Genomic DNA, 18,766 nt, shown 5'->3' on the forward strand with positions numbered 1-18,766 from the left:
CGCGCATGTCACGTATAGGAAAGATGCCCGTCCCCGTGCCCACGGGCGTGAACGTTACCGTTGGAGGCACCGAGGTACGCGTCAAGGGGCCGAAGGGCGAGCTGTGCCAGCAGATCCTCGGCGACGTCGTCGAGGTGCGCGTCGATGACGCGAGCGTCGTCGTCGAGCGCCGCGGCAACGCGCGCACGCACCGGGCAGCGCACGGTTTGACGCGCACGTTGATCGCGAACATGATTGAGGGAGTGAGCAAGGGATTCCGCAAGAGCCTCGAGCTGCAAGGTGTCGGTTATCGCGCCGCAAAGTCGGGCGAACGGTTGAACTTGAGCCTCGGGTATTCGCACCCGGTCGTCTTCTCGCCGCCGCAGGGCATCGCGCTCTCGGTCGAGGGTCAGAACAAGATTCACGTCGATGGCATCGACAAACAGCGCGTCGGGCAGGTCGCGGCCGAGATCCGCTCGTTGCGGCCGCCCGAGCCCTATAAGGGGAAAGGCATTCGCTACGAGGGCGAGCACGTTCGGCGCAAGCTCGGCAAAGCGGCGAAGGCCGGTAAGAAGTAATGGCACGAGTATCAAAGAACGTCGCGCGGCGCTCGCGTCACGAGCGGGTGCGCCGGAAGGTTGCCGGTACGGCAGAGCGCCCGCGTTTGTTCGTGCGGCGCACGCTGCACCACATCTATGCCGCAGTTGTGGACGACGCCAAAGGGCATACGCTCGTTGCAGCGTCGACGCGTGAGAAGGAGCTCGGGGCGGCGTCTGCGTCGCACACGAATCTCGGCGCGGCCAAGGCCGTCGGGACGGCGATTGCGCAAAAAGCGAAGGCTGCGGGCGTGACCCACGTCGTCTTCGATCGCGCCGGCTACAAGTATCACGGTCGCGTTCGGGCGCTTGCCGATGCCGCGCGCGAAGCCGGATTGGAGTTTTAGGAGTTTCAATGCAGTATCGTGGAGGTCGCGAGCGCGACGGCAGTGGGTTTGACGAGACGGTCGTTCGCGTGAACCGCGTGGCGAAGGTCGTGAAGGGAGGCAAGCGTTTCAGCTTCAGCGCGCTCGTCGTGGTCGGCGATCGCAACGGGCGCGTTGGCTTTGCGATCGGCAAGGCAGGCGAAGTTCCGGAAGCGATTCGCAAGGGCGTGGAGCGAGCGCGTAAGGCGATCATCACCGTTCCAATGGTCGAGAAGACGATTCCTCATGCGGTGACGCACCAAGCCGGTGCAGCACGCGTCATGTTGAAGCCGGCCGCCCCGGGAACCGGCGTCATTGCCGGCGGGTCGATGCGCGCGGTGCTCGAGCTCGCCGGTATTCACGACATCTTGACGAAGTCTCTGGGCAGCAATAATCCCGTAAACGTGGTGCTCGCTACCGTCGAGGCACTGGCGTCGCTGAGGACGATAGAGCAGGTTGCCGCGCGTCGCGGCAAGACCGCCAAAGAGATTTTTGCGGCGTAACGATCATGGCAGAGAAGAAGAAAGCAAAGAAGTCTCCCGCGCGCGCCCCGTCCGCGATGAAGAAAACCTCGGCTGTGAAACCACGTGCCGCCGCGAAGCCGCACGCCCCTGCGAAACCGCGCGCTGCTGCGAAACCGCGCGCTGCTGCGAAGCCGCACGCTGCCGCGAAGCCGCACGCTGCCGCGAAGCCGCACGCGGCTGCCAAACCGCACGCGCGGTCCGGGGCGATCGCGTCTGGTACGGGTATTTTGAAGCTGGGAGCGCTCGCGCCCGCCGCAGGCAGCCGGCCGAAGCGCCAGCGCATCGGACGCGGGCACGGCTCGGGCATGGTGAAGACGGGCGGCGAAGGCGGCAAGGGTCAGACGGTTCGCTCGGGCGGCGGCAAAGGGCGGACGTTCGAAGGCGGACAGACGCCTTGGGCGCGGCGCTTACCGCACCGGCGAGGGTATTCGCAGAAGGCGCGAGACATCGGACACTTCCGGTCTCGCTATGCGGTCGTGAACTTGTACCAGTTGGCAGAATGGGACCCGAGCGTCGAGATCTCGCCGGAATCGCTGCGCGAACGCGGCGTTCTCAAAGACGTCTGCGACGGCGTGAAGATCCTGGGGGGCGCGCAGAGCGGCAAGACGATTCCGCAAGGCTTGCGCTTTCGCGACGTTCTCTTCTCGACCAGCGCCCGCAGCGCGCTGGAGGCCGCCGGCGCACAGCTCGAGGCGGTCGGCGGAAGCGCGTAGTTGCTAAACAACCTCCGCGCCGCGCTGCTCGTTCCGGAGATTCGCAAACGCGTCGGCTTCGTGCTTTTCGCCTTCGCGTGGTTCATCTTCATGATCCACGTGCAGCTCCCGAACGTGAATCAGCAGGCGTGGCAGCGAGTTCTCTCGAGCGGCACGTTCTACAATCTGCTGGGCTTCCTCTCTGGCGGCGCGCTGCAGCGCCTCTCCGTCATCGCGATGGGCATTACGCCCTTCATCAACGCATCGATCATCATGCAGCTGATGACCGTCGTGCTGCCGCAACTCGAGGAGCTGGCGAAGAAAGGCGGCGAGGAGGGCCGCAAGAAGATCAGCCAGTACACGCGGTGGCTGACGATCCTGCTTGCCGCCGTGCAGGGGACGTTCATGGCGAACTCCATGCGAGCGTCGGGCGTCTTCTATGACACGAGCGTAGCCTATCTGCTCTTTGCGATTCTCGCGATGGTTGCGGGGACGCTGTTCCTCATGTGGCTCGGCGAGCAGATCAGCGACCGTGGAATCGGCAACGGCGTATCGCTCATCATTTTCATTGGCATCGTGTTGCGGTATCCGACGTACGTGGCAAACACGTACTCGACGGCCGCGGGCGGCGGCTTAAGCTTGCTCCATCTCGTGCTCTACGTGTTGATGGCGGTCGTCATCATCGTTTCAATCGTGTTCCTGTATCAGGGGCAGCGGCGCGTTCCGGTGCAGCAGGCGCGGCGCGTCGTCGGACGCAAGATGTTCGCCGGGCGCTCGACGTACATTCCACTGCGGTTGAACAATGCCGGCGTCATCTCGATCATCTTCGCGATCTCGATTTTGCTTCTCCCGCAGCAGGCGTTGTCGTGGTTCAATCGCGGCGGAACGGCGCACGGCGCGCTCGCGGCGGTATCGAACTGGCTGCAGGCCTATTTCGCGCCCAACACGCTGCTCTACAATGGCGTGTACTTTTTCCTGGTCGTCATTTTCACGTTCTTCTATAGTTCGATCGTGCTCAATACGCGCGACGTTGCCGACAATCTCAAGAAGACGGGCTCGTTCATTCCGGGCATCCGCCCGGGGCAACCGACGGTAGACTATTTGAACAAGATTCTCTATCGAATCACGACCGCCGCGGCGATCTATCTCGGTCTTTTGGCGGTGCTGCCGAGCATGCTCCAGCAAGGCTTGAGCATCACGACGTTTTACTTGGGCTCGACGTCGTTATTGATCGTCGTAGGCGTCGCTCTAGACACCATCAATCAGATCGAAGCGCGTTTGGCAATGCGCGACTACAAAGGCTTCATCAAGTCGCGATGAGCGTTTCGGCGTAACGGCCATGGACGTCATTTTCTTCGGCGCCCCCGGCGCTGGGAAGGGTACGCAGGCGCAGATCCTTCGCAGGCAACACGGATACCGGCAGGTCTCCACGGGCGATTTGCTACGCGAGAATCTGCAGCGCGGCAGCGAGCTTGGGAAGGCGGCTGAAGACTACATGCAGGGCGGCGAGCTCGTGCCTGACGACCTCATCATTGAAATGGTGAAGAAGAACCTCCCGCCGGCCGGCGCGGGGGTGATCTTCGACGGATTCCCTAGGACCGTCGCGCAAGCCGTAGCGCTCGATCACATGCTCGCTTCGGCGGGGCGCGGTCTGCCGCACGCGATCTACTTCTACGTTCCTCGCGCGACGCTCGAAGAACGGCTGCTGGGACGCTGGACGAATCCGCGCACGGGTCGGGTCTATCACGAGAAATTCAACCCTTCCAAGACGGCCGGGATCGACGACGAGGACGGCGGCCCGTTGATTCAGCGGGAAGACGACAATCCTGACGTCGTGTGCCATCGGCTCGACGTCTTCGAAAGACAGACGATACCGCTGATCACCTACTACGACGACGCCGGATCTCGCCGCTACTTGAAGATCGACGCATCGCGCCCCATCGAAGCAGTGACGGCCGAACTTTTGCATGCGCTGGAAGCGACATCGTCGCCGTTGCGGATGCCGTGATCACGCTCAAGTCCTCGCGTGAGATCGAGACGATCGGCCGCAGCGGGAGGGTCACGGCAGCCGTGCTTAGCGAGCTGATGCAGCGTGCGCGCCCGGGCGTGACGACGGGCGAGCTGGACGACTTCGCGGAACGCGCGATTCGGGAGCGGGGAGGCGTGCCGACGTTCAAAGGCTATCGCGGCTTTCCCGCCTCGATCTGTGCGTCGGTGAACGACGAGATCGTGCACGGCATTCCCGGACGCTATGTCCTACGAGACGGCGACCTGCTCTCCATCGATATCGGGACGACGCTCGACGGCTTCGTCAGCGACAGCGCGGTGACGGTTCCTATCGGAGAGATTTCAGCGCAAGCTCGCCGGTTGCTCGCGGTGACGCAAGAATGCCTGATGATCGGTATCGCCGCGACGCGCAGCGGCGCGCACGTGGGCGATATCGGCGCAGCGGTGCAGGAGCACGCCGAGAGCAACGGCTTCGGCGTCGTTCGCGAGCTCGTCGGGCACGGGGTTGGGCGCGAGATGCACGAGGAGCCGCAGGTCCCCAACTACGGCCGGCGCGGCACGGGAGCAAAGCTGCGGCCGGGCCTCGTCATCGCGATTGAGCCGATGATCACGCAGGGCGCACCTGGAGTCCAGATCCAGAAGGACGGCTGGACAGTCGTGACGGCGGATGGTAAACTCGCAGCGCACTTCGAGCACACCGTCGCCGTCACCGAGAAGGGTCCCAAGATCCTGACGCTGCGAGAGCTCGGGGAGCATCCCGCCGCCGACAACTTCCGCCCGGAGGCCGAAACCGGCGCTCTATCAAGGTAATGCAGTGATGAAAGTACGTCCGTCAGTCAAAAGAATGTGCGATAAATGCAAGGTCATCCGGCGCCACGGTAAGGTGCGGATTATCTGCGAAGTCAATCCAAAACACAAACAGGTACAAGGGTAGCAAAGCATGGCGAGAATTGCCGGAATCGACCTTCCCCGCGAGAAGCGCATCGAAGTCGCGCTCACGTACATCTACGGCATCGGCCCGTCGACCGCGCGCCGCCTGCTCGCGCAGGCGCGCATCAGTCCGGATCTGCGCGTCAAAGACATGAGCGAAGAAGAAGAGAAGGGCGTGCGCGACGCGATCGACGAGATGCAGCTGCGGGTCGAGGGCGATCTTCGGCGCGAGGTTCAATCCAACGTCAAACGCTTGATGGACATCGGATGCTATCGCGGCCTGCGTCATCGTCGCGGGCTTCCCGTGCGCGGCCAGCGCACAAAAACGAACGCTCGCACGCGGAAGGGCCCCAAGCGCACCGTCGCCGGCAAAAAGAAAGTTCTCGCGAAGAAGTAGCCTCGCGCCGTTGATTTACGTCGGTACGTGCGGGTTCTCGTATCGCGATTGGATCGGGCCGTTCTATCCCGAACGCATGCGGCCGAGCGAGATGCTGCCGTTTTATGCGCGGCGATTCTCGGCCGTCGAGGTCGACAGCAGTTACTACGGCGTCCCGGAGCAACGCAGCGTTGCGTCGATGAGCGCGCGTACGCCGCCGGAGTTCCTTTTCTCGTTCAAGGCGCCGGCAACGGTAACGCATCCTCCCGATGCGCGCGTTCGCGTGCACGAGGACGCGAGGCGCCTCGTCGAAGCGCTGGCACCGATGCGCGAATCGGCGAAGCTCGCATGCGTGCTCGCACAGTTCCCGAACGGCTTCGGCGCAAGTACGGACAACGAGGAGTACGTCCGCCGCGTCGCTGAGGCATTCGAAGACGTTCCCTTGGTAGTGGAGTTCCGGCGGCGCGAGTGGCACGCCCCGCGGACGCTCTCTATGCTACGCGAGCTCGGCGCCGGGTATTGTAACGTCGACATGCCGGCATACGAGACGCTGTTAGCGCCGTCATCGGAGGCGACCGGCCCGATCGGATACGTGCGATTTCACGGCCGCAACGCGCGGATGTGGTGGAAGGGAACGAACGTTACGCGCTACGATTACGCGTACACGAACGAGGAGCTCGCACCGTGGTGCGATCGCATCGCGGACGTCGAAGCACGGACGCAGCGCACGTTCGCGTTCTTCAACAATCACGCCCGCGGCCAGTCTGCGCGCAACGCGGCGACGCTGGTGGGGCTCTTGCAGAGCAGGTATGCAGACGCGGCGGAGACGACCCTCGCGCACCCGGCGCCGAAGCATCCGGCGCAGCAGGGGTTGCCTGGATTGCGCGGGTGAGAGCGGTCATCACCGCAGGCGGCCAACTGCGCGGCGCCTATGCGGAAGCGGCCGGCACGACGGTAAAGGCCTTGGCTCGCGTGCGGGGGCGAACCATGCTCGAGCGTACGATCGAAGCGGCACACGGAGCCGGCGCGCTGGAAACCGCGGTCGTCGGAGATGAGCCGGTGCGCGCAGCCTGCGCGGGCGGCCTCGTCGAGCGCGTCATCCCGGCGAGCGAAGATGGTGCGGAGAACGTGCTGCGTGCGCTTCGGGCTTGGCCGCACGACGACGCGCTACTCTATCTAACGAGCGACCTTCCGTACGTACGTGCTGCTGCGATTACCGATTTCGTGGAACGCGCCGAAGGGCGCCTGGCAATCGCTTTGACGGATGCTGCGGCGTTCGCACTTCGTTTTCCGGGCGCGCCCGGCTTCGGCATCGCTATCGGAAGGGAGCGCGTGGTCAACGGAGGCGCGTTCTTCTTGCCGCCGGGCGGGGCATCGCGCGTCGCGGAGCTCGCGGCGAAGTTCTTCAACGCACGAAAGCACCCGTGGAGGATGGCGCGGCTCGCGGGGCCGGATCTGCTCTGCCGGCTTCTGTTCAACGCGATCTCGATTCCGATGCTGGAGCGGCGCTCCGAAAGGCTCTTGGGTTTGCGCGTCCAGGCGGTACGCAATTGCGCGCCGGAGCTGGGGTTCGATGCAGACGAGCTAGCACAGTATCGTTACGCTTGCGCGCATGAATAGTCGCGCAAGCCCGGCGCGCCTCGCCCTGTTTTGGTTCGGCATCCAAGCGGTCTGGGGGGCGTTGCTCGGCATCTCGCTTCAGGCGCGCTCCGCGCAGATTGCGGGGGCGCACGCTCTCGTCTTCTACGGCTATCTCGCCACGTCGGGAGCGCTCGTCGCAGCCGGCGTTCAACTCCTCGTTGGTCCGCTCAGCGATCGGCGGCGGCGGGCCGGGAGCCGACGCATCGAGTTCTACGTCGTCGGCGCTGCGCTGGGCTCGGCAATGCTGATATGGTTTTATCGCGCGCAGTCACCGTGGTCGCTGCTGTGCTCGTATGCGGCGCTGCAAGCCGGATTGAACGTCGCGATCAACCCCTATCAAGCGGCGATCCCCGATCTCGTGGAACGCAAGAACGCGGGGATCGCCTCCGCGTGGATGGCGGGGTTGCAGAGCGCGGGCAATGCGGCCGGAGCCGTGCTCGCGACCGCGATCGCTGACGGAGTCGTCCTCGCGAGCGTGCTCGGAGCGCTACTGATCGCCACCTGTGCCGCGACCGCTCGAACGGTGCGTTCCTGGCCGCGGCGTATCCCGCCGCCGTACGCCGCGATCCGTTTCTCGCGCGCGTTTGCGCTGCTCTTCCTCTCTCGCGCGTCGCTCTTCGCGGGGTTCTACACCTTGCTCGGCTATTTGTTCTTCTACACGCTTGCGTTCGTCACGCACGCGCGGGAGCAAGCGCGAATCGTCGACGGCGTTCTGATCCTCGCTTTCACGCTCGTCGGCGCCGCCGGAGCCGCGCTCGGAGGACGCCCGAGCGATCGCTTCGACCGGCGCAACGTTGCGACGGCCGGCGCGCTCTGTGCCGTCGTCGCGCTTGCGATCTTCGTCATTGGGCGCTCGATCGTCGCTGCCGCTGCAGCCATCCTGCTCGGCGGCCTCGGATGGGGCGTGTTTCTCGTAGCCGACTGGGCGATTGCCTGCCGCATCATCCCGCAAGCATCGGCAGCGGGCGGCATGGCATTCTGGAATCTCGCGGTGATCGCCCCCCAGATCGTCGCTCCGCTAGCGGCAACCGCTCTCGTCCAACGGCTGGGCGGTGGCCTGCAGACCGGCGTGACTGCCGCTTTTGCCCTGGCGGCACTGGAAATGCTCGCGGGTATCTGCTTGCTTCGACGTTTACCGCCTGGATTGACACGGGAATAAGCAGGCATGGCGGATAAGCGCGAGGCATTCCAGCGATCCCTCCGTCATCACATAAGGAGGCATTCTTGAAACGATTGGGCATCGGGGTTCTAGGAACGCTGATTGTAGCGTTCTTCGGGCTTGCCGCGGTGGCCATGCCGTCTCCCGCGTCGGCGCAGCGTAACATTGGGAAAGCTGCGGTCGCACAGGCGGCGGCTCCCGCACCGGATTTCGGCTCGCCGCCGTCCGGCGCGATTCCGATTCTCTATAACGACCACCACGTATATACCAAACCCGACACGCTGCGGCAGAGCCGCGTGCTCGCGGCGCTCGTCCGCAACGGCACAGTGCTCATCCCGCTGCGCTCCATGTTCGAACAGATGGGCGCATCGGTCGCGTACGACCCGTCGACGCGCACCGTGACCGTCTCGAAAGCGGGCGCGGAAGTCCAGGTAACGGTAGGACGCCCCGTGGTCGTCGTGAACGGCGAGTCGCGTCCGCTCGACGTGCCACCGATCATGTATGACGGCATGGTCCTCGTACCGGTTCGCGTGATCTCGGAAGGCATGGGCGCGTACGTCCAGTGGGTGCCGGACCAGCGCGTCGTCGTCGTACGGTATCTGCCGCCGACGCCGCCTCCGCCTCCGCCTCCGCCGCAGACGCCTGCTCCCGCGCCACCGCCCCCGACACCGGCTCCAGCTCCGCCGGCGCACTATAACGACCTGTACGTCGCCGGAGACTACATCATCTCTCCGAAGGTGTACAACGAGTTCAGCCCCGGAAACACGGGTAGATCTTCGTACGCGGTGCGTGGCGCATTTGAGTTCACCACGTGGAGCATCCCGTGGATGATCGCCGGGGACTTCCGGCAGTACCAGTATCCGCACAACTGCGCGAGCCCAACCGATCCGCAGTGCATCGTTACGAACATCGGCGGCATCGGAACCTCGTTCGTGCCGTCCTTTACGGCGCGCGACCAGGATCTCGACGCTCGCGTGGGTATCCGCGTCGCGCAACCGCGGATCTATATCGGCGTCGGGTACCTTTGGCGCTCGAACAACTACGGGTATCCGAGCATGAACGGCTGGGGCTTCGGCGTGGAAAAACTGCCGGACCTCGATCACGCCTTGTCGCTGTACGGCAGCGCGTGGTACTACCCGAACGTGCGCGGCACGTACACGGACAGCCTAGGCGCGCCATGGCTTCTCGCCTACCGCGTGCTCAAGTACCAGATCGGCCTGACCTACGTCATCGGCAACAGCCCGATCTTCATCGACTTGGGCTGGCTCGGTGACAGCGGCCGGGCCGCCAACGCAAACGACCCGGCGTCTTACAGCCACAACGGGCCGTACGCGGGGATCGGGATCAAGTTCTAGATGCCCCGGCGCGGAGGCCCGGCGCTCGGCCGGCCTCCGCGCCTTGACCTAGGCCTCCGGCTACGATAAGATACACCCTTGGCGCCGGGGCTCTCACCGGTGCTCGCGGCATACTCGCCTTCCACCGGAGTCTCTTTTTGGCTGCCAAAAAGCAAACCAAGACACGCCGCAAGCGTGAGGTGAAGAACGTCCAAACGGGCGTCTCCCACATTCATGCATCCTTCAATAACACCATCGTGACGATTGCCGACGCGCACGGGAACGTACTCTCGTGGGCTTCAGCCGGAAACCTTGGTTTCAAAGGCTCGAAGAAGTCGACGCCGTTCGCGGCCCAGATGGCAGCCGAAGCCGCGGCGCGCAAAGCGATGGAACACGGGCTCAAGACGACGGAAGTGCTCGTCAGGGGACCCGGAGCCGGCCGTGAGGCTGCGATCCGATCGCTGCAAGCGGCTGGCCTGGAGATTACGCTCATTAAGGACGTCACGCCGATTCCGCACAACGGCTGCCGCCCGCCCAAGCGGCGGAGGGTATAATGTCGCGGTACACCGGACCGGTCTGTCGCCTCTGCCGTCGCGAGACCGCGGCGAGCAAGACGGGCGAGAAGATCAAGCTGTTCCTCAAAGGCGATCGCTGTCTCTCACGCAAGTGCGCGGTCGAGCGGCGTGGAACGGCTCCCGGCCAGAAAACGGCGGGAAAATCGCGCACGAAGGTCTCGGAGTACGGGCGGCAGCTGCGCGAGAAACAGAAAATGCGCCGTTACTACGGCGTGCACGAAGCGCAGTTCAAGAACTACTTTCGCGAGGCGGCTCGCGTTCCGGGACAGACAGGAAGAACGTTCTTACAGTTATTAGAGCGGCGCCTCGACAACATCGTCTACCGGTTGAACCTGGCGGCAAGCCGCGCGCAGGCGCGGCAACTCGTCACGCACCGCCACTTCAAGATCAACGGCAAGGTCGTCAACGTTCCGTCGCATATCGTGAGGCCAGGCGACGTCGTGACCATTGGGCAGCGCAGCCTCAAGTCGCCGGTTTTCGAAGCCAACTTGGAACAAGCGCGCAGCCGGCGCCCTCCCGATTGGCTCGAATGGAACGAGCAGGAGCACGCTGCGAAAGTGCTGCAACTACCAGCCCGCGAGCATATCGACACGCCGGTGGACGAACAGCTCATCGTCGAATACTACTCTCGTTGATCCGCATCCGCGGAACGACGACATTCCGCCGTTAGGCGTACGATCGGAGCGGGTCAGGGACCCGAACCGGATAACGTAAACGGCCCGCAAAGGATCGAAGAAACCGCACCATGACCACTCTGGAAGCACCCGTCGGCGCAAACATCGAGGTTCGCGAGCGACGCGAGAACTATGCGAAGTTCATCGTCGAACCGCTCGATCGCGGATTCGGCATCACGCTCGGAAACGCGCTGCGCCGGATTCTCCTCAGCTCGATCCCCGGCGCCGCAGTCACGTACATGAAGCTCAACGGCGTGTTGCACGAGTTCTCGACCATCCCGGGGATGGTCGAGGACACGATCGCGCTGATGCTCAATCTGAAAGGACTGCCCGTCAAGCTCAACGGTGACGAGCCCAAAGTCCTGACGCTCAACGCGAACGGAGCGAAGAACGTCATCGCTGGCGACATCACACCGGATGCCGACGTCGAGATCCTCGAGCCCTCGTATCATCTCGCGACGTTGACGGCGAAGGACGCGAAACTCTCCATGGAGATCGGCATCGAAAAGGGGCGCGGCTACGTCATGGCCGATCGCCAGCGCAACGTCGAGCACATGATCGGCCTGATCCCGCTCGATTCGATGTTCTCGCCGATCCGCAAGGTCAACTTCACCGTTGACGACACGCGCGTCGGCCAGAGCGTCGACTACGACCGTCTGACCGTCGAGATCGAGACGAACGGCGCCATCACTCCGGAAGAAGCACTAGCGACCGCCGCGCGGATTGCGCAAGAACAGTTCGATCTCTTCGTATCCTTCACCGATCGGACGGAGCCGCTACCGGAGACGCCGCCGAACGAGTGGGACGTACCGGTCGAGACGCTCAACCTCTCCGTACGCTCTTTCAATTGCCTGAAGCGCGCGGGAATCTCGAAGATCTCCGAGCTACTCGATCTGAGCGAGGACGAGATCATGAAGATGCGCAACTTCGGCAAGAAGTCACTCGACGAGATCAAGCAAGTACTCGCGGAGCGTGGGCTCTCGCTTCGGCAGTCGTAACGATGCCGCACCAGATCGCGTACAAGCGGCTTTCACGAACCGACGGGCATCGGCGCGCGCTGCTGCGCAATCTCGCTACGTCGTTGTTCAAGCACGAGAAGATCGAGACGACGTCCACGAAGGCGAAGGAGGTCAGCCGCTTAGCCGAGCGCCTCATCACGGCGGCGATGAAGGGCGACCTCGCGGCGCGCAGGCGCGTTGCGGAATACGTCACCGAGCCCGCGGTGGTGAAGAAACTGGTCGAGCAGATCGCGCCGGGATTCCGCGGGAGAGCGGGCGGCTATACGCGCATCACGAAGACGCGCGTGCGCAACGGCGACGCCGCGGAGCTGTCGCTGGTGGAGTTGGTGAGGTAGATTTCGTACGCGTCGCTGCTGCGCCGTATCTTGGACGGCGGGAGGCTCGACGAAGCGGAGGCGGCCGCCCTCGTCGGGGCCATCATGGACGGCGACGTCGGGCCGAGTCTGGCGGCTGGGCTGCTCGTCGCGCTTGCGGCTCGCGGCGAAACGCATGACGAGGTCGCCGGAGCGGCGCGCGCGATGCGCGAGCGATGCGTGCGTCTCGATCACGAGCTGCCGGTGCTGGTCGACATCGTCGGCACAGGAGGCGACAGCTCGGGGACGATCAACATCTCCACGATGGCTGCCCTCGTCGTCGCAGCGGCAGGCGTTCCCGTTGCGAAGCACGGAAATCGTGCGGCCTCGGGCGTATGTGGCAGCGCCGACGTTCTCGAGGCTGCGGGGTTACGGCTCGATGCGTCACCGCAGCGCAGCGCGCGCATGCTGCGCGAGACGAACTTCACGTTCCTTTTTGCGCCGCACTACCATCCCGCGATGAAGCAGGTCGCGCCGATGCGTGGAGAGCTGGGCGTTCCGACGATCTTCAATCTGCTGGGCCCGCTAACGAACCCCGCGCGCCCGACGCATCTCGTCGTCGGCGTGGCGCGTCCCGCTGCAGTAGAGATTGTGGCTGCCATCCTGGAGCGGATGGGAACGAGCGGCGCGGTCGTGCACGGTCCCGGCGGCATGGACGAAATCGCGGGCGAGGGCGCGACGAGCGTGCTTTTGTTTGGGAATGACGTGCGGCGGTTCGAGATCGATCCGAGCGCCTTCGGCGTGCACGCCTCATTAGCGGAGCTTTCGGGCGCGACGCGGGATGCGTGCCTGGCAGCCTTTCTAGACGTACTGGGCGGAGAGCAATCTGCGCGCGCGGACGTCGTCGCGCTCAATGCCGCGCTCGCGTTGACCGTGGCCGGCGCTCGCCCATCGCTCGAAGATGCATTTGCATCCGCGCGCGAGGTGCTTGCGAGCGGAGAAGCGTTGCGCGTCTTCGAGCGCGCGAAGACGGTTGCCTATGCCTGACGTGCTGGAGCCGATTTTTGCGTCAGCGCTCGAGCGGTTCGCCGCAGCGGAGCGCTCCGAGTCGTATGCAACGGTGCGGGAACGCGCGCTCGCGCGGATGGGCGAGCGTCGCGGCTTTCTCGGCGCGTTGCGCGCCGCCGATGGCTGCGCGATCGTCGCGGAAATCAAGCGGGCGTCGCCTTCGGCGGGGCTCATCGCGCGGAACTTCGACGCCGCAGCGATTGCCCGCAGCTACGACGACGCGGATGCGATCAGCGTCCTCACGGAGCCCGATCATTTCCTTGGTGATTTGGCATTTGTCGACGTCGCGCGCGCGGCGTCACGGCGGCCGATCTTGCGCAAAGATTTTCTCGGAAGCCGTTATGCAATCGCGCAGTCGGCGGCGCACGGTGCGGACTGCGTGCTGCTCATCGTCGCCGCGCTCGACGACCGGATGCTGGCAGCCTGCATGGACGAGGTCTCGGCGTACGCTATGGATGCGCTCGTCGAGGTACACGACGAGGCCGAGCTCGAGCGTGCAGTGCGCAGCGGAGCGAGAGTCGTCGGGGTGAACAACCGCAACCTGCGCACGCTGACGACCGATCTCGCGACGAGCGAGTTGCTCTTACCGCAGGTTCCGCGGGAGGTCTTCGCGATCAGCGAGAGCGGAATGCAACATGCGGAAGACTTGCTGCGCTTGCGGCAGGCTGGAGCACGGGGATTCCTCATCGGGGAGGCGTTAATGCGCGCAGAATCGCCGGGCGAGCGCATCGCGAGCTTGAAGGCAGCGCTTCGGGCGGACGTTCGCTGATGCGCACGCGCGTGAAGTTCTGTGGCTGCACGAGCTGGACCGACGTAGAACAAGCGATCGACGCCGGCGCCGATGCGGTCGGCATGATCTTCGCGGCGTCGCCGCGGCACATCACGTGGCCGGCATTCGAGGAGATCGCGCGCCGCATCCCCCCGTTCGTAACTGCCGTGGGCGTCTTTGCGAACCCGAAGCGCGCCGAGATCGAGGCGGCTCGAGACGAGCTGCCGGGCCTCGTCGTCCAGCTGCACGGAAACGAATCCGGAACGTTCGCCTCGGAAATCGGGGGACTGGTCGTGAAGGCGCTTCCGGTGATGCCGGGCGACTCGACGGAGCGGCTCGCGCACCGCTGCCGCGAGTTTCCCGATGCGCTCGTGCTCTTCGACACGGCGCGAGAAGACCGCGGCCTTCCGGGCACGCCCTTCGCGTGGGAGCACGTCGCGACCATCGCGCGCGTGCGGCCTATCGCGATTGCGGGCGGCCTGACGCCGGAGAACGTCGCGGGGTGCGTGCGAGAGGTCCGGCCGTTCGCGGTCGATGCGCGCAGCGGCGTCGAGGACAGCAGAGGACGAAAGGACGCGGTGAAGATGGCTGCGTTCGTACGTGCCGTGAAAGACGCGGATGAAGCCTGACGCTCGCGGCTATTTCGGTGCCTTCGGCGGCCGGTTCGTGCCGGAGGTTCTCGCGTATGCACTCGAGGAGCTCGAGCGCGCCGTCGCAGAGGCTTTCGAGGACGAGCATTTCTGGAGCGAGTACCGTGCACTGCTGCGCTCGTATGTCGGCAGGCCATCGCCGCTCTACCGTGCGCAGCGCTTCGAAGCGCCGGGCGTACCGATGATCGTGAAGCGTGAAGACCTCAACCACACGGGCTCGCACAAAATCAACAACACGCTTGGTCAGGCATTGCTCGCGCGCCGCATGGGAAAGAAGCGCCTCATCGCCGAGACTGGGGCGGGCCAGCACGGTGTCGCCACCGCCACGGTCGGGGCGAGGTTCGGCTTGCCCGTCGACGTCTACATGGGCGCGCGCGACGTCGAACGCCAGGCACCCAACGTCGCATTGATGCAGCTCTTGGGCGCGACGGTGCATCCGGTGCACTCGGGAACGCAGACGCTGAAGGACGCAACGAACGAAGCGTTCCGCGTTTGGGCGACAGAGGTAGAGGAGAGTTTCTACGTCATCGGGAGCGTCGTCGGCGCGCATCCGTATCCGTACCTCGTGCGTGAACTCCAACGCGTCATCGGCGATGAGGCGCGCGAGCAGTGCGCGCGCGAGTACGGCCGTCTCCCAAGCGACGTCGTCGCCTGTGTCGGAGGCGGCAGCAACGCCATCGGCATCTTCACGGCCTTCTTGAACGACGACGTTCGGCTATGGGGAGTGGAGGCTGCGGGAGCGGGCACGGAGAGCGGTGAGACGGCGGCATCGCTCACCGCGGGAAGCGTCGGCGTGCTGCATGGATCGCGTTCCTACGTCTTGCAAAGTGCCGAGGGCCAAATTGCGCAGACGCACTCGGTCAGTGCGGGCCTGGACTATCCGGGCGTCGGACCCGAGCACGCGTACCTGAAGGAGAGCGAACGCGTACGATACGTCGCGATTCGCGACGAGGAGGCTCTGGGGGCCTTCCACGATTTCGCCGGCGCCGAAGGCATCGTGCCGGCGCTGGAGAGCGCGCACGCCCTCGCGTTTGCGCGGACGCTCTCAGCGGACCGTAGCGACCTCGTACTGGTGAATCTCAGCGGCCGCGGCGACAAAGATCTCGCGCACGTGCGTTTCTTGTCATCCCGCGCGTAGTGAGTGCAGCGTCGAACCTGCGCCTGGAACACGCGCTGCGCTCGCGCAAGCCCGCGTTCATTCCCTACCTCATGGCGGGCGATCCAGATATTGCAAGCACCGAGGCGATCGCTCGCGGGCTCGCGCAGGTGGGAGCCGTAGCGCTCGAGCTGGGCGTACCATACGGCGATCCGCTCGCCGACGGACCGACAATCGCCGCGGCCGGACAGCGGGCCCTCGCGAGCGGAACTCGAGTCCGTGACGTCTTGGCGCTCGTGCAGCGGTTGAGCGATGCGATCCCCGTCGTGCTCTTCACGTACTTCAACCCGGTGTGCGCGTACGGCCTCGACCTGTTCGCTGCAGATGCGGCGAGCGCCGGCGCGGCCGGCGTCATCATTCCGGATATTACGCTCGAGGAGCTCGACGAGGTGCAACCGGCGTTCGAGCGGCGCGGGCTTGCCATGCCGCTACTCGTCGCTCCGACGACGCCCGCGCAGCGCGCGACGAGGATCGCGCAGCGCGCGACGGGCTTCGTCTACATCGTTTCTCGCCTGGGCGTCACAGGTGCAGCCGCGGCACCGAGCGTGGAACCGCTGCGCGTGCAGACCACGTTGCTTCGTGCGGTGACGCGCACGCCGCTTGCGGTGGGCTTCGGCATCAGTACGCGCGCGCACGTCGATACGATCGCATCGCTTGTAGACGGCTTCATCGTCGGCAGCGCGTTGATCGACGCCTACGCGGGAACGACGGGAGAGGAGGCCACTGCACGCGCGCAGGCGTTTGCACTGGAACTCGTCCGCGCCTCGTAAGTTGCGGGATTCTCGCGCGGCAGCGATAATACTTCACATATGACGACGACGACGGTGCGCACGCTCCCGTTCGAGAACGAACGGATCAAAACGTTTACCGACGCAGGAGAGATCGCTGCAATGGAGGCGGCTCTAGCCGAGGTGAAGCATGGTTTCGGCCGGTTCTATCCGCTGGTCATCGACGGCCAGCGCGTCGAGACGGGCAAGCACATTCGTTCGCTTAATCCCGCAGCTCCGAGCGAGATCGTTGGAGAGGCGGCGTCCGCGTCCGCGGAGGACGCGCAACGCGCAGTAGACGCCGCGGAGCGCGCGTTCTCGAGCTGGAGGCGCGTGCCGGCGCAGCGGCGAGCGGGCGTACTCTTCAAAAGCGCGGCGCTGTTGCGCGAGCGACGCTTCCTCTACGATGCGCTGCTCGTGTACGAAGTCGGAAAGAGCTGGCCGGAGGCCGATGCGGACGTCGCCGAGGGGATCGATTTTCTAGAGTTCTACGGTCGCGAGATGCTGCGCTACGCGCAACCGCAGCCGGTGACGCCCATCTCAGGCGAACGCAACGAGCTCGTCTACATTCCGCTTGGCGTCGGCGTCGTGATTCCGCCATGGAACTTCGCCGCTGCGATCATGATCGGAATGACCTCGGCGGCAGTCGTCGCCGGCAACACGGTCGTGCTCAAACCTTCGAGCGATGCGGCCATCGTTGCAGCGTGGTTCGTCGACCTCATGCAGGAGGCCGGCCTTCCCGCCGGCGTTTTGAACTATCTGCCGGGCTCAGGAAGCGAGATCGGGGATCTCGTCGTCGCTCATCCCAAGGTACGCTTCATCTCGTTCACGGGCTCGAAAGAAGTGGGGCTGCACATCAACGATTTGGCGGCGAAGCCGCAAAAAGGTCAGCGCTGGATCAAGCGCGTCGTCGCGGAAATGGGCGGCAAGGACGCCATCATCGTGGCGGCCGACGCCGATCTCGACGCGGCAGTCGAAGGCGTTGCAGCGTCGGCGTTCGGCTTCCAGGGGCAGAAGTGTTCGGCATGCTCGCGCGCGATCGTCGAGGAACCCGTGTACGACGCATTCCTCGAGAAGCTGAAAGCACGCGTCGCGAAGATCGCAGTCGGCGACCCGTGGGAGCATAGCACCGTCATGGGCCCGGTCATCAACGCACAAGCATTGGAATCGATCTCGCGCTACATCGAGGTGGGAAAGCGCGAGGGACGCCTCATCGCAGGAGGGGGGCGCGCCCAAGGCGCGGAGGGCTACTTTCTCGAGCCGACGGTCATCGCGGACGTCGCGCCCGACGCGACAATCGCACAGGAAGAGATCTTCGGCCCGGTTCTCGCCGTGATCAAAGCGAAGGACTTCGACGAAGCGATGGCCATCGCCAACGGCACCGAGTTCGGCCTCACGGGTTCGGTGTATACGAGCGACGAGAAGAAGATCGAGCGCGCTCGCGACGAGTTCTTCGTCGGGAACCTCTACTTCAACCGCAAGAGTACCGGGGCGATGGTCGGCGCGCATCCGTTCGGCGGCTTCAATATGTCGGGGACCGACAGCAAGGCAGGCGGTCGCGACTACCTCCTGCTCTATCTCCAGGCGAAGACGATGTCGCGCAAGCTCTGACCCCGGCAGCTGGAGCGGCAACCAAGCGCTCCTCCCACAAGCTTCGCCAGGGCCGGAGCCGGCCCGGCAGGCTCCTCTTTACGATCTTCCTTGACAGGCCATATGCCCCGCGATATGATGGCCGTCGAACCCTGGCCCCCGGCGTCCAAAGGCGGTCCGCAAGACTCGCCTCAGGGTCGTCGTGCGGCTTGGGGCTCGCTCCTTGAAAACTGAACAGTGCAGCAGCGCAAATAGTCTGTGGGTCTCTTCTACATTTCTGTAGTTGAGAACGTACATTTCCTGACCACCCTTTGACTCGTCCGCTTTGCGGACGGCTTACGGGGGATTCGGAGGTCGCAACCGAGTCGTAAATGGTCGTGCGAAATTAAAAGAGCCAAATCGGCTCCATAATCTTTTTATGGAGAGTTTGATCCTGGCTCAGGACTAACGCTGGCGGCGTGCCTAACACATGCAAGTCGAACGGGGGTAGCAATACTCCAGTGGCAGACGGGTGAGTAACGCGTGGTCAATCTGCCTTACAGTGGGGGATAACTAGCCGAAAGGTTAGCTAATACCGCATACGATCGTCGCGAGGCATCTCG

The 18,766-nt window shown here is 64.5% G+C and carries 23 protein-coding genes and 1 rRNA gene (1 of these 24 only partly in view); all 24 read left to right on the plus strand.

Features of this window, described 5'->3' with window-relative positions:
* Positions 1–5: 5 nt before the first annotated feature.
* Positions 6–557, plus strand: a complete 552-nt coding sequence (gene rplF, locus VMV82_02040; GenBank protein ID HUY40333.1) for a 50S ribosomal protein L6 — start codon at positions 6–8, stop codon at positions 555–557.
* On the plus strand, positions 557–922 hold the full coding sequence (gene rplR / locus VMV82_02045) for a 50S ribosomal protein L18 (protein ID HUY40334.1): 366 nt from the start codon (positions 557–559) through the stop codon (positions 920–922). Before rplF ends, rplR begins: the two co-directional genes overlap by 1 nt.
* A gap of 8 nt (positions 923–930) precedes the next feature.
* Complete coding sequence (rpsE, locus tag VMV82_02050; GenBank protein HUY40335.1) at positions 931–1,443, plus strand: 30S ribosomal protein S5; 513 nt, start codon at positions 931–933, stop codon at positions 1,441–1,443.
* Between the two features lie 74 nt (positions 1,444–1,517).
* A complete protein-coding gene (gene rplO, locus VMV82_02055; protein ID HUY40336.1) occupies positions 1,518–2,177 on the plus strand; it encodes a 50S ribosomal protein L15 in 660 nt (219 codons plus the stop codon).
* Positions 2,178–3,476 carry a preprotein translocase subunit SecY gene (gene secY, locus VMV82_02060; GenBank protein ID HUY40337.1) on the plus strand — a complete coding sequence of 433 codons (1,299 nt, stop codon included), beginning with the start codon at positions 2,178–2,180 and terminating at the stop codon, positions 3,474–3,476.
* Positions 3,477–3,495: 19 nt separating this feature from the next.
* The gene (locus tag VMV82_02065) at positions 3,496–4,164 is read left to right on the plus strand and encodes an adenylate kinase (protein ID HUY40338.1); all 669 of its coding nucleotides are present in this window, start codon (positions 3,496–3,498) and stop codon (positions 4,162–4,164) included.
* The gene (map, locus tag VMV82_02070) at positions 4,161–4,973 is read left to right on the plus strand and encodes a type I methionyl aminopeptidase (protein HUY40339.1); all 813 of its coding nucleotides are present in this window, start codon (positions 4,161–4,163) and stop codon (positions 4,971–4,973) included. The genes VMV82_02065 and map overlap by 4 nt, the downstream gene beginning before the upstream one ends.
* A 7-nt stretch (positions 4,974–4,980) precedes the next feature.
* Entirely contained in the window at positions 4,981–5,097 is a 117-nt protein-coding gene (gene rpmJ / locus VMV82_02075) for a 50S ribosomal protein L36 (protein HUY40340.1), read from the plus strand.
* A 6-nt stretch (positions 5,098–5,103) separates the two neighbouring features.
* On the plus strand, positions 5,104–5,490 hold the full coding sequence (rpsM, locus tag VMV82_02080; protein HUY40341.1) for a 30S ribosomal protein S13: 387 nt from the start codon (positions 5,104–5,106) through the stop codon (positions 5,488–5,490).
* A gap of 10 nt (positions 5,491–5,500) precedes the next feature.
* Positions 5,501–6,361, plus strand: coding sequence for a DUF72 domain-containing protein (locus VMV82_02085; protein ID HUY40342.1), 861 nt, complete (start codon positions 5,501–5,503; stop codon positions 6,359–6,361).
* Complete coding sequence (locus VMV82_02090) at positions 6,358–7,089, plus strand: NTP transferase domain-containing protein (protein ID HUY40343.1); 732 nt, start codon at positions 6,358–6,360, stop codon at positions 7,087–7,089. The genes VMV82_02085 and VMV82_02090 overlap by 4 nt, the downstream gene beginning before the upstream one ends.
* Positions 7,082–8,269 (plus strand): MFS transporter, encoded by a 1,188-nt coding sequence (locus VMV82_02095; protein HUY40344.1) that lies wholly within the window; start codon positions 7,082–7,084, stop codon positions 8,267–8,269. The genes VMV82_02090 and VMV82_02095 overlap by 8 nt, the downstream gene beginning before the upstream one ends.
* Positions 8,270–8,334: 65 nt before the next feature.
* Positions 8,335–9,624, plus strand: coding sequence for a copper amine oxidase N-terminal domain-containing protein (locus VMV82_02100; protein ID HUY40345.1), 1,290 nt, complete (start codon positions 8,335–8,337; stop codon positions 9,622–9,624).
* Positions 9,625–9,761: 137 nt separating this feature from the next.
* Positions 9,762–10,157: a 30S ribosomal protein S11 gene (gene rpsK / locus VMV82_02105; protein HUY40346.1), complete on the plus strand. Its 396-nt coding sequence runs from the start codon at positions 9,762–9,764 to the stop codon at positions 10,155–10,157.
* On the plus strand, positions 10,157–10,813 hold the full coding sequence (gene rpsD, locus VMV82_02110; protein ID HUY40347.1) for a 30S ribosomal protein S4: 657 nt from the start codon (positions 10,157–10,159) through the stop codon (positions 10,811–10,813). The genes rpsK and rpsD overlap by 1 nt, the downstream gene beginning before the upstream one ends.
* Before the next feature lie 110 nt (positions 10,814–10,923).
* On the plus strand, positions 10,924–11,850 hold the full coding sequence (locus VMV82_02115; protein ID HUY40348.1) for a DNA-directed RNA polymerase subunit alpha: 927 nt from the start codon (positions 10,924–10,926) through the stop codon (positions 11,848–11,850).
* 14 nt (positions 11,851–11,864) lie between these two features.
* A complete protein-coding gene (gene rplQ, locus VMV82_02120; protein ID HUY40349.1) occupies positions 11,865–12,206 on the plus strand; it encodes a 50S ribosomal protein L17 in 342 nt (113 codons plus the stop codon).
* Positions 12,207–12,224: 18 nt separating this feature from the next.
* Complete coding sequence (gene trpD / locus VMV82_02125) at positions 12,225–13,211, plus strand: anthranilate phosphoribosyltransferase (protein HUY40350.1); 987 nt, start codon at positions 12,225–12,227, stop codon at positions 13,209–13,211.
* Positions 13,204–14,001, plus strand: coding sequence for an indole-3-glycerol phosphate synthase TrpC (locus VMV82_02130; GenBank protein HUY40351.1), 798 nt, complete (start codon positions 13,204–13,206; stop codon positions 13,999–14,001). The genes trpD and VMV82_02130 overlap by 8 nt, the downstream gene beginning before the upstream one ends.
* Positions 14,001–14,630, plus strand: a complete 630-nt coding sequence (locus VMV82_02135) for a phosphoribosylanthranilate isomerase (GenBank protein ID HUY40352.1) — start codon at positions 14,001–14,003, stop codon at positions 14,628–14,630. Before VMV82_02130 ends, VMV82_02135 begins: the two co-directional genes overlap by 1 nt.
* The gene (trpB, locus tag VMV82_02140) at positions 14,620–15,789 is read left to right on the plus strand and encodes a tryptophan synthase subunit beta (GenBank protein HUY40353.1); all 1,170 of its coding nucleotides are present in this window, start codon (positions 14,620–14,622) and stop codon (positions 15,787–15,789) included. The genes VMV82_02135 and trpB overlap by 11 nt, the downstream gene beginning before the upstream one ends.
* Positions 15,789–16,577: a tryptophan synthase subunit alpha gene (gene trpA, locus VMV82_02145; protein HUY40354.1), complete on the plus strand. Its 789-nt coding sequence runs from the start codon at positions 15,789–15,791 to the stop codon at positions 16,575–16,577. The genes trpB and trpA overlap by 1 nt, the downstream gene beginning before the upstream one ends.
* A gap of 39 nt (positions 16,578–16,616) precedes the next feature.
* Complete coding sequence (gene pruA, locus VMV82_02150) at positions 16,617–18,185, plus strand: L-glutamate gamma-semialdehyde dehydrogenase (GenBank protein HUY40355.1); 1,569 nt, start codon at positions 16,617–16,619, stop codon at positions 18,183–18,185.
* Positions 18,186–18,579: 394 nt separating this feature from the next.
* Positions 18,580–18,766 (plus strand): 16S ribosomal RNA (locus VMV82_02155) (it continues 1,316 nt past the right edge of the window).

The organism is Candidatus Dormiibacterota bacterium (assembly GCA_035532035.1).
Taxonomy (GTDB): Bacteria; Vulcanimicrobiota; Vulcanimicrobiia; order Vulcanimicrobiales; family Vulcanimicrobiaceae; genus Tyrphobacter.

Excerpts from the sequence above, each read along its gene's own strand:
- VMV82_02115 (HUY40348.1), top strand. The coding sequence starts at position 10,924 with ATGACCACTCTGGAAGCACCCGTCGGCGCAAACATCGAGGTTCGCGAG.
- rpsE (HUY40335.1), top strand. The coding sequence starts at position 931 with ATGCAGTATCGTGGAGGTCGCGAGCGCGACGGCAGTGGGTTTGACGAG.
- rplR (HUY40334.1), top strand. The coding sequence starts at position 557 with ATGGCACGAGTATCAAAGAACGTCGCGCGGCGCTCGCGTCACGAGCGG.
- rpsM (HUY40341.1), top strand. The coding sequence starts at position 5,104 with ATGGCGAGAATTGCCGGAATCGACCTTCCCCGCGAGAAGCGCATCGAA.
- VMV82_02135 (HUY40352.1), top strand. The coding sequence starts at position 14,001 with ATGCGCACGCGCGTGAAGTTCTGTGGCTGCACGAGCTGGACCGACGTA.
- VMV82_02095 (HUY40344.1), top strand. The coding sequence starts at position 7,082 with ATGAATAGTCGCGCAAGCCCGGCGCGCCTCGCCCTGTTTTGGTTCGGC.
- trpB (HUY40353.1), top strand. The coding sequence starts at position 14,620 with ATGAAGCCTGACGCTCGCGGCTATTTCGGTGCCTTCGGCGGCCGGTTC.
- rplF (HUY40333.1), top strand. The coding sequence starts at position 6 with ATGTCACGTATAGGAAAGATGCCCGTCCCCGTGCCCACGGGCGTGAAC.
- VMV82_02130 (HUY40351.1), top strand. The coding sequence starts at position 13,204 with ATGCCTGACGTGCTGGAGCCGATTTTTGCGTCAGCGCTCGAGCGGTTC.
- rpsD (HUY40347.1), top strand. The coding sequence starts at position 10,157 with ATGTCGCGGTACACCGGACCGGTCTGTCGCCTCTGCCGTCGCGAGACC.
- rpmJ (HUY40340.1), top strand. The coding sequence starts at position 4,981 with ATGAAAGTACGTCCGTCAGTCAAAAGAATGTGCGATAAATGCAAGGTC.
- pruA (HUY40355.1), top strand. The coding sequence starts at position 16,617 with ATGACGACGACGACGGTGCGCACGCTCCCGTTCGAGAACGAACGGATC.
- VMV82_02065 (HUY40338.1), top strand. The coding sequence starts at position 3,496 with ATGGACGTCATTTTCTTCGGCGCCCCCGGCGCTGGGAAGGGTACGCAG.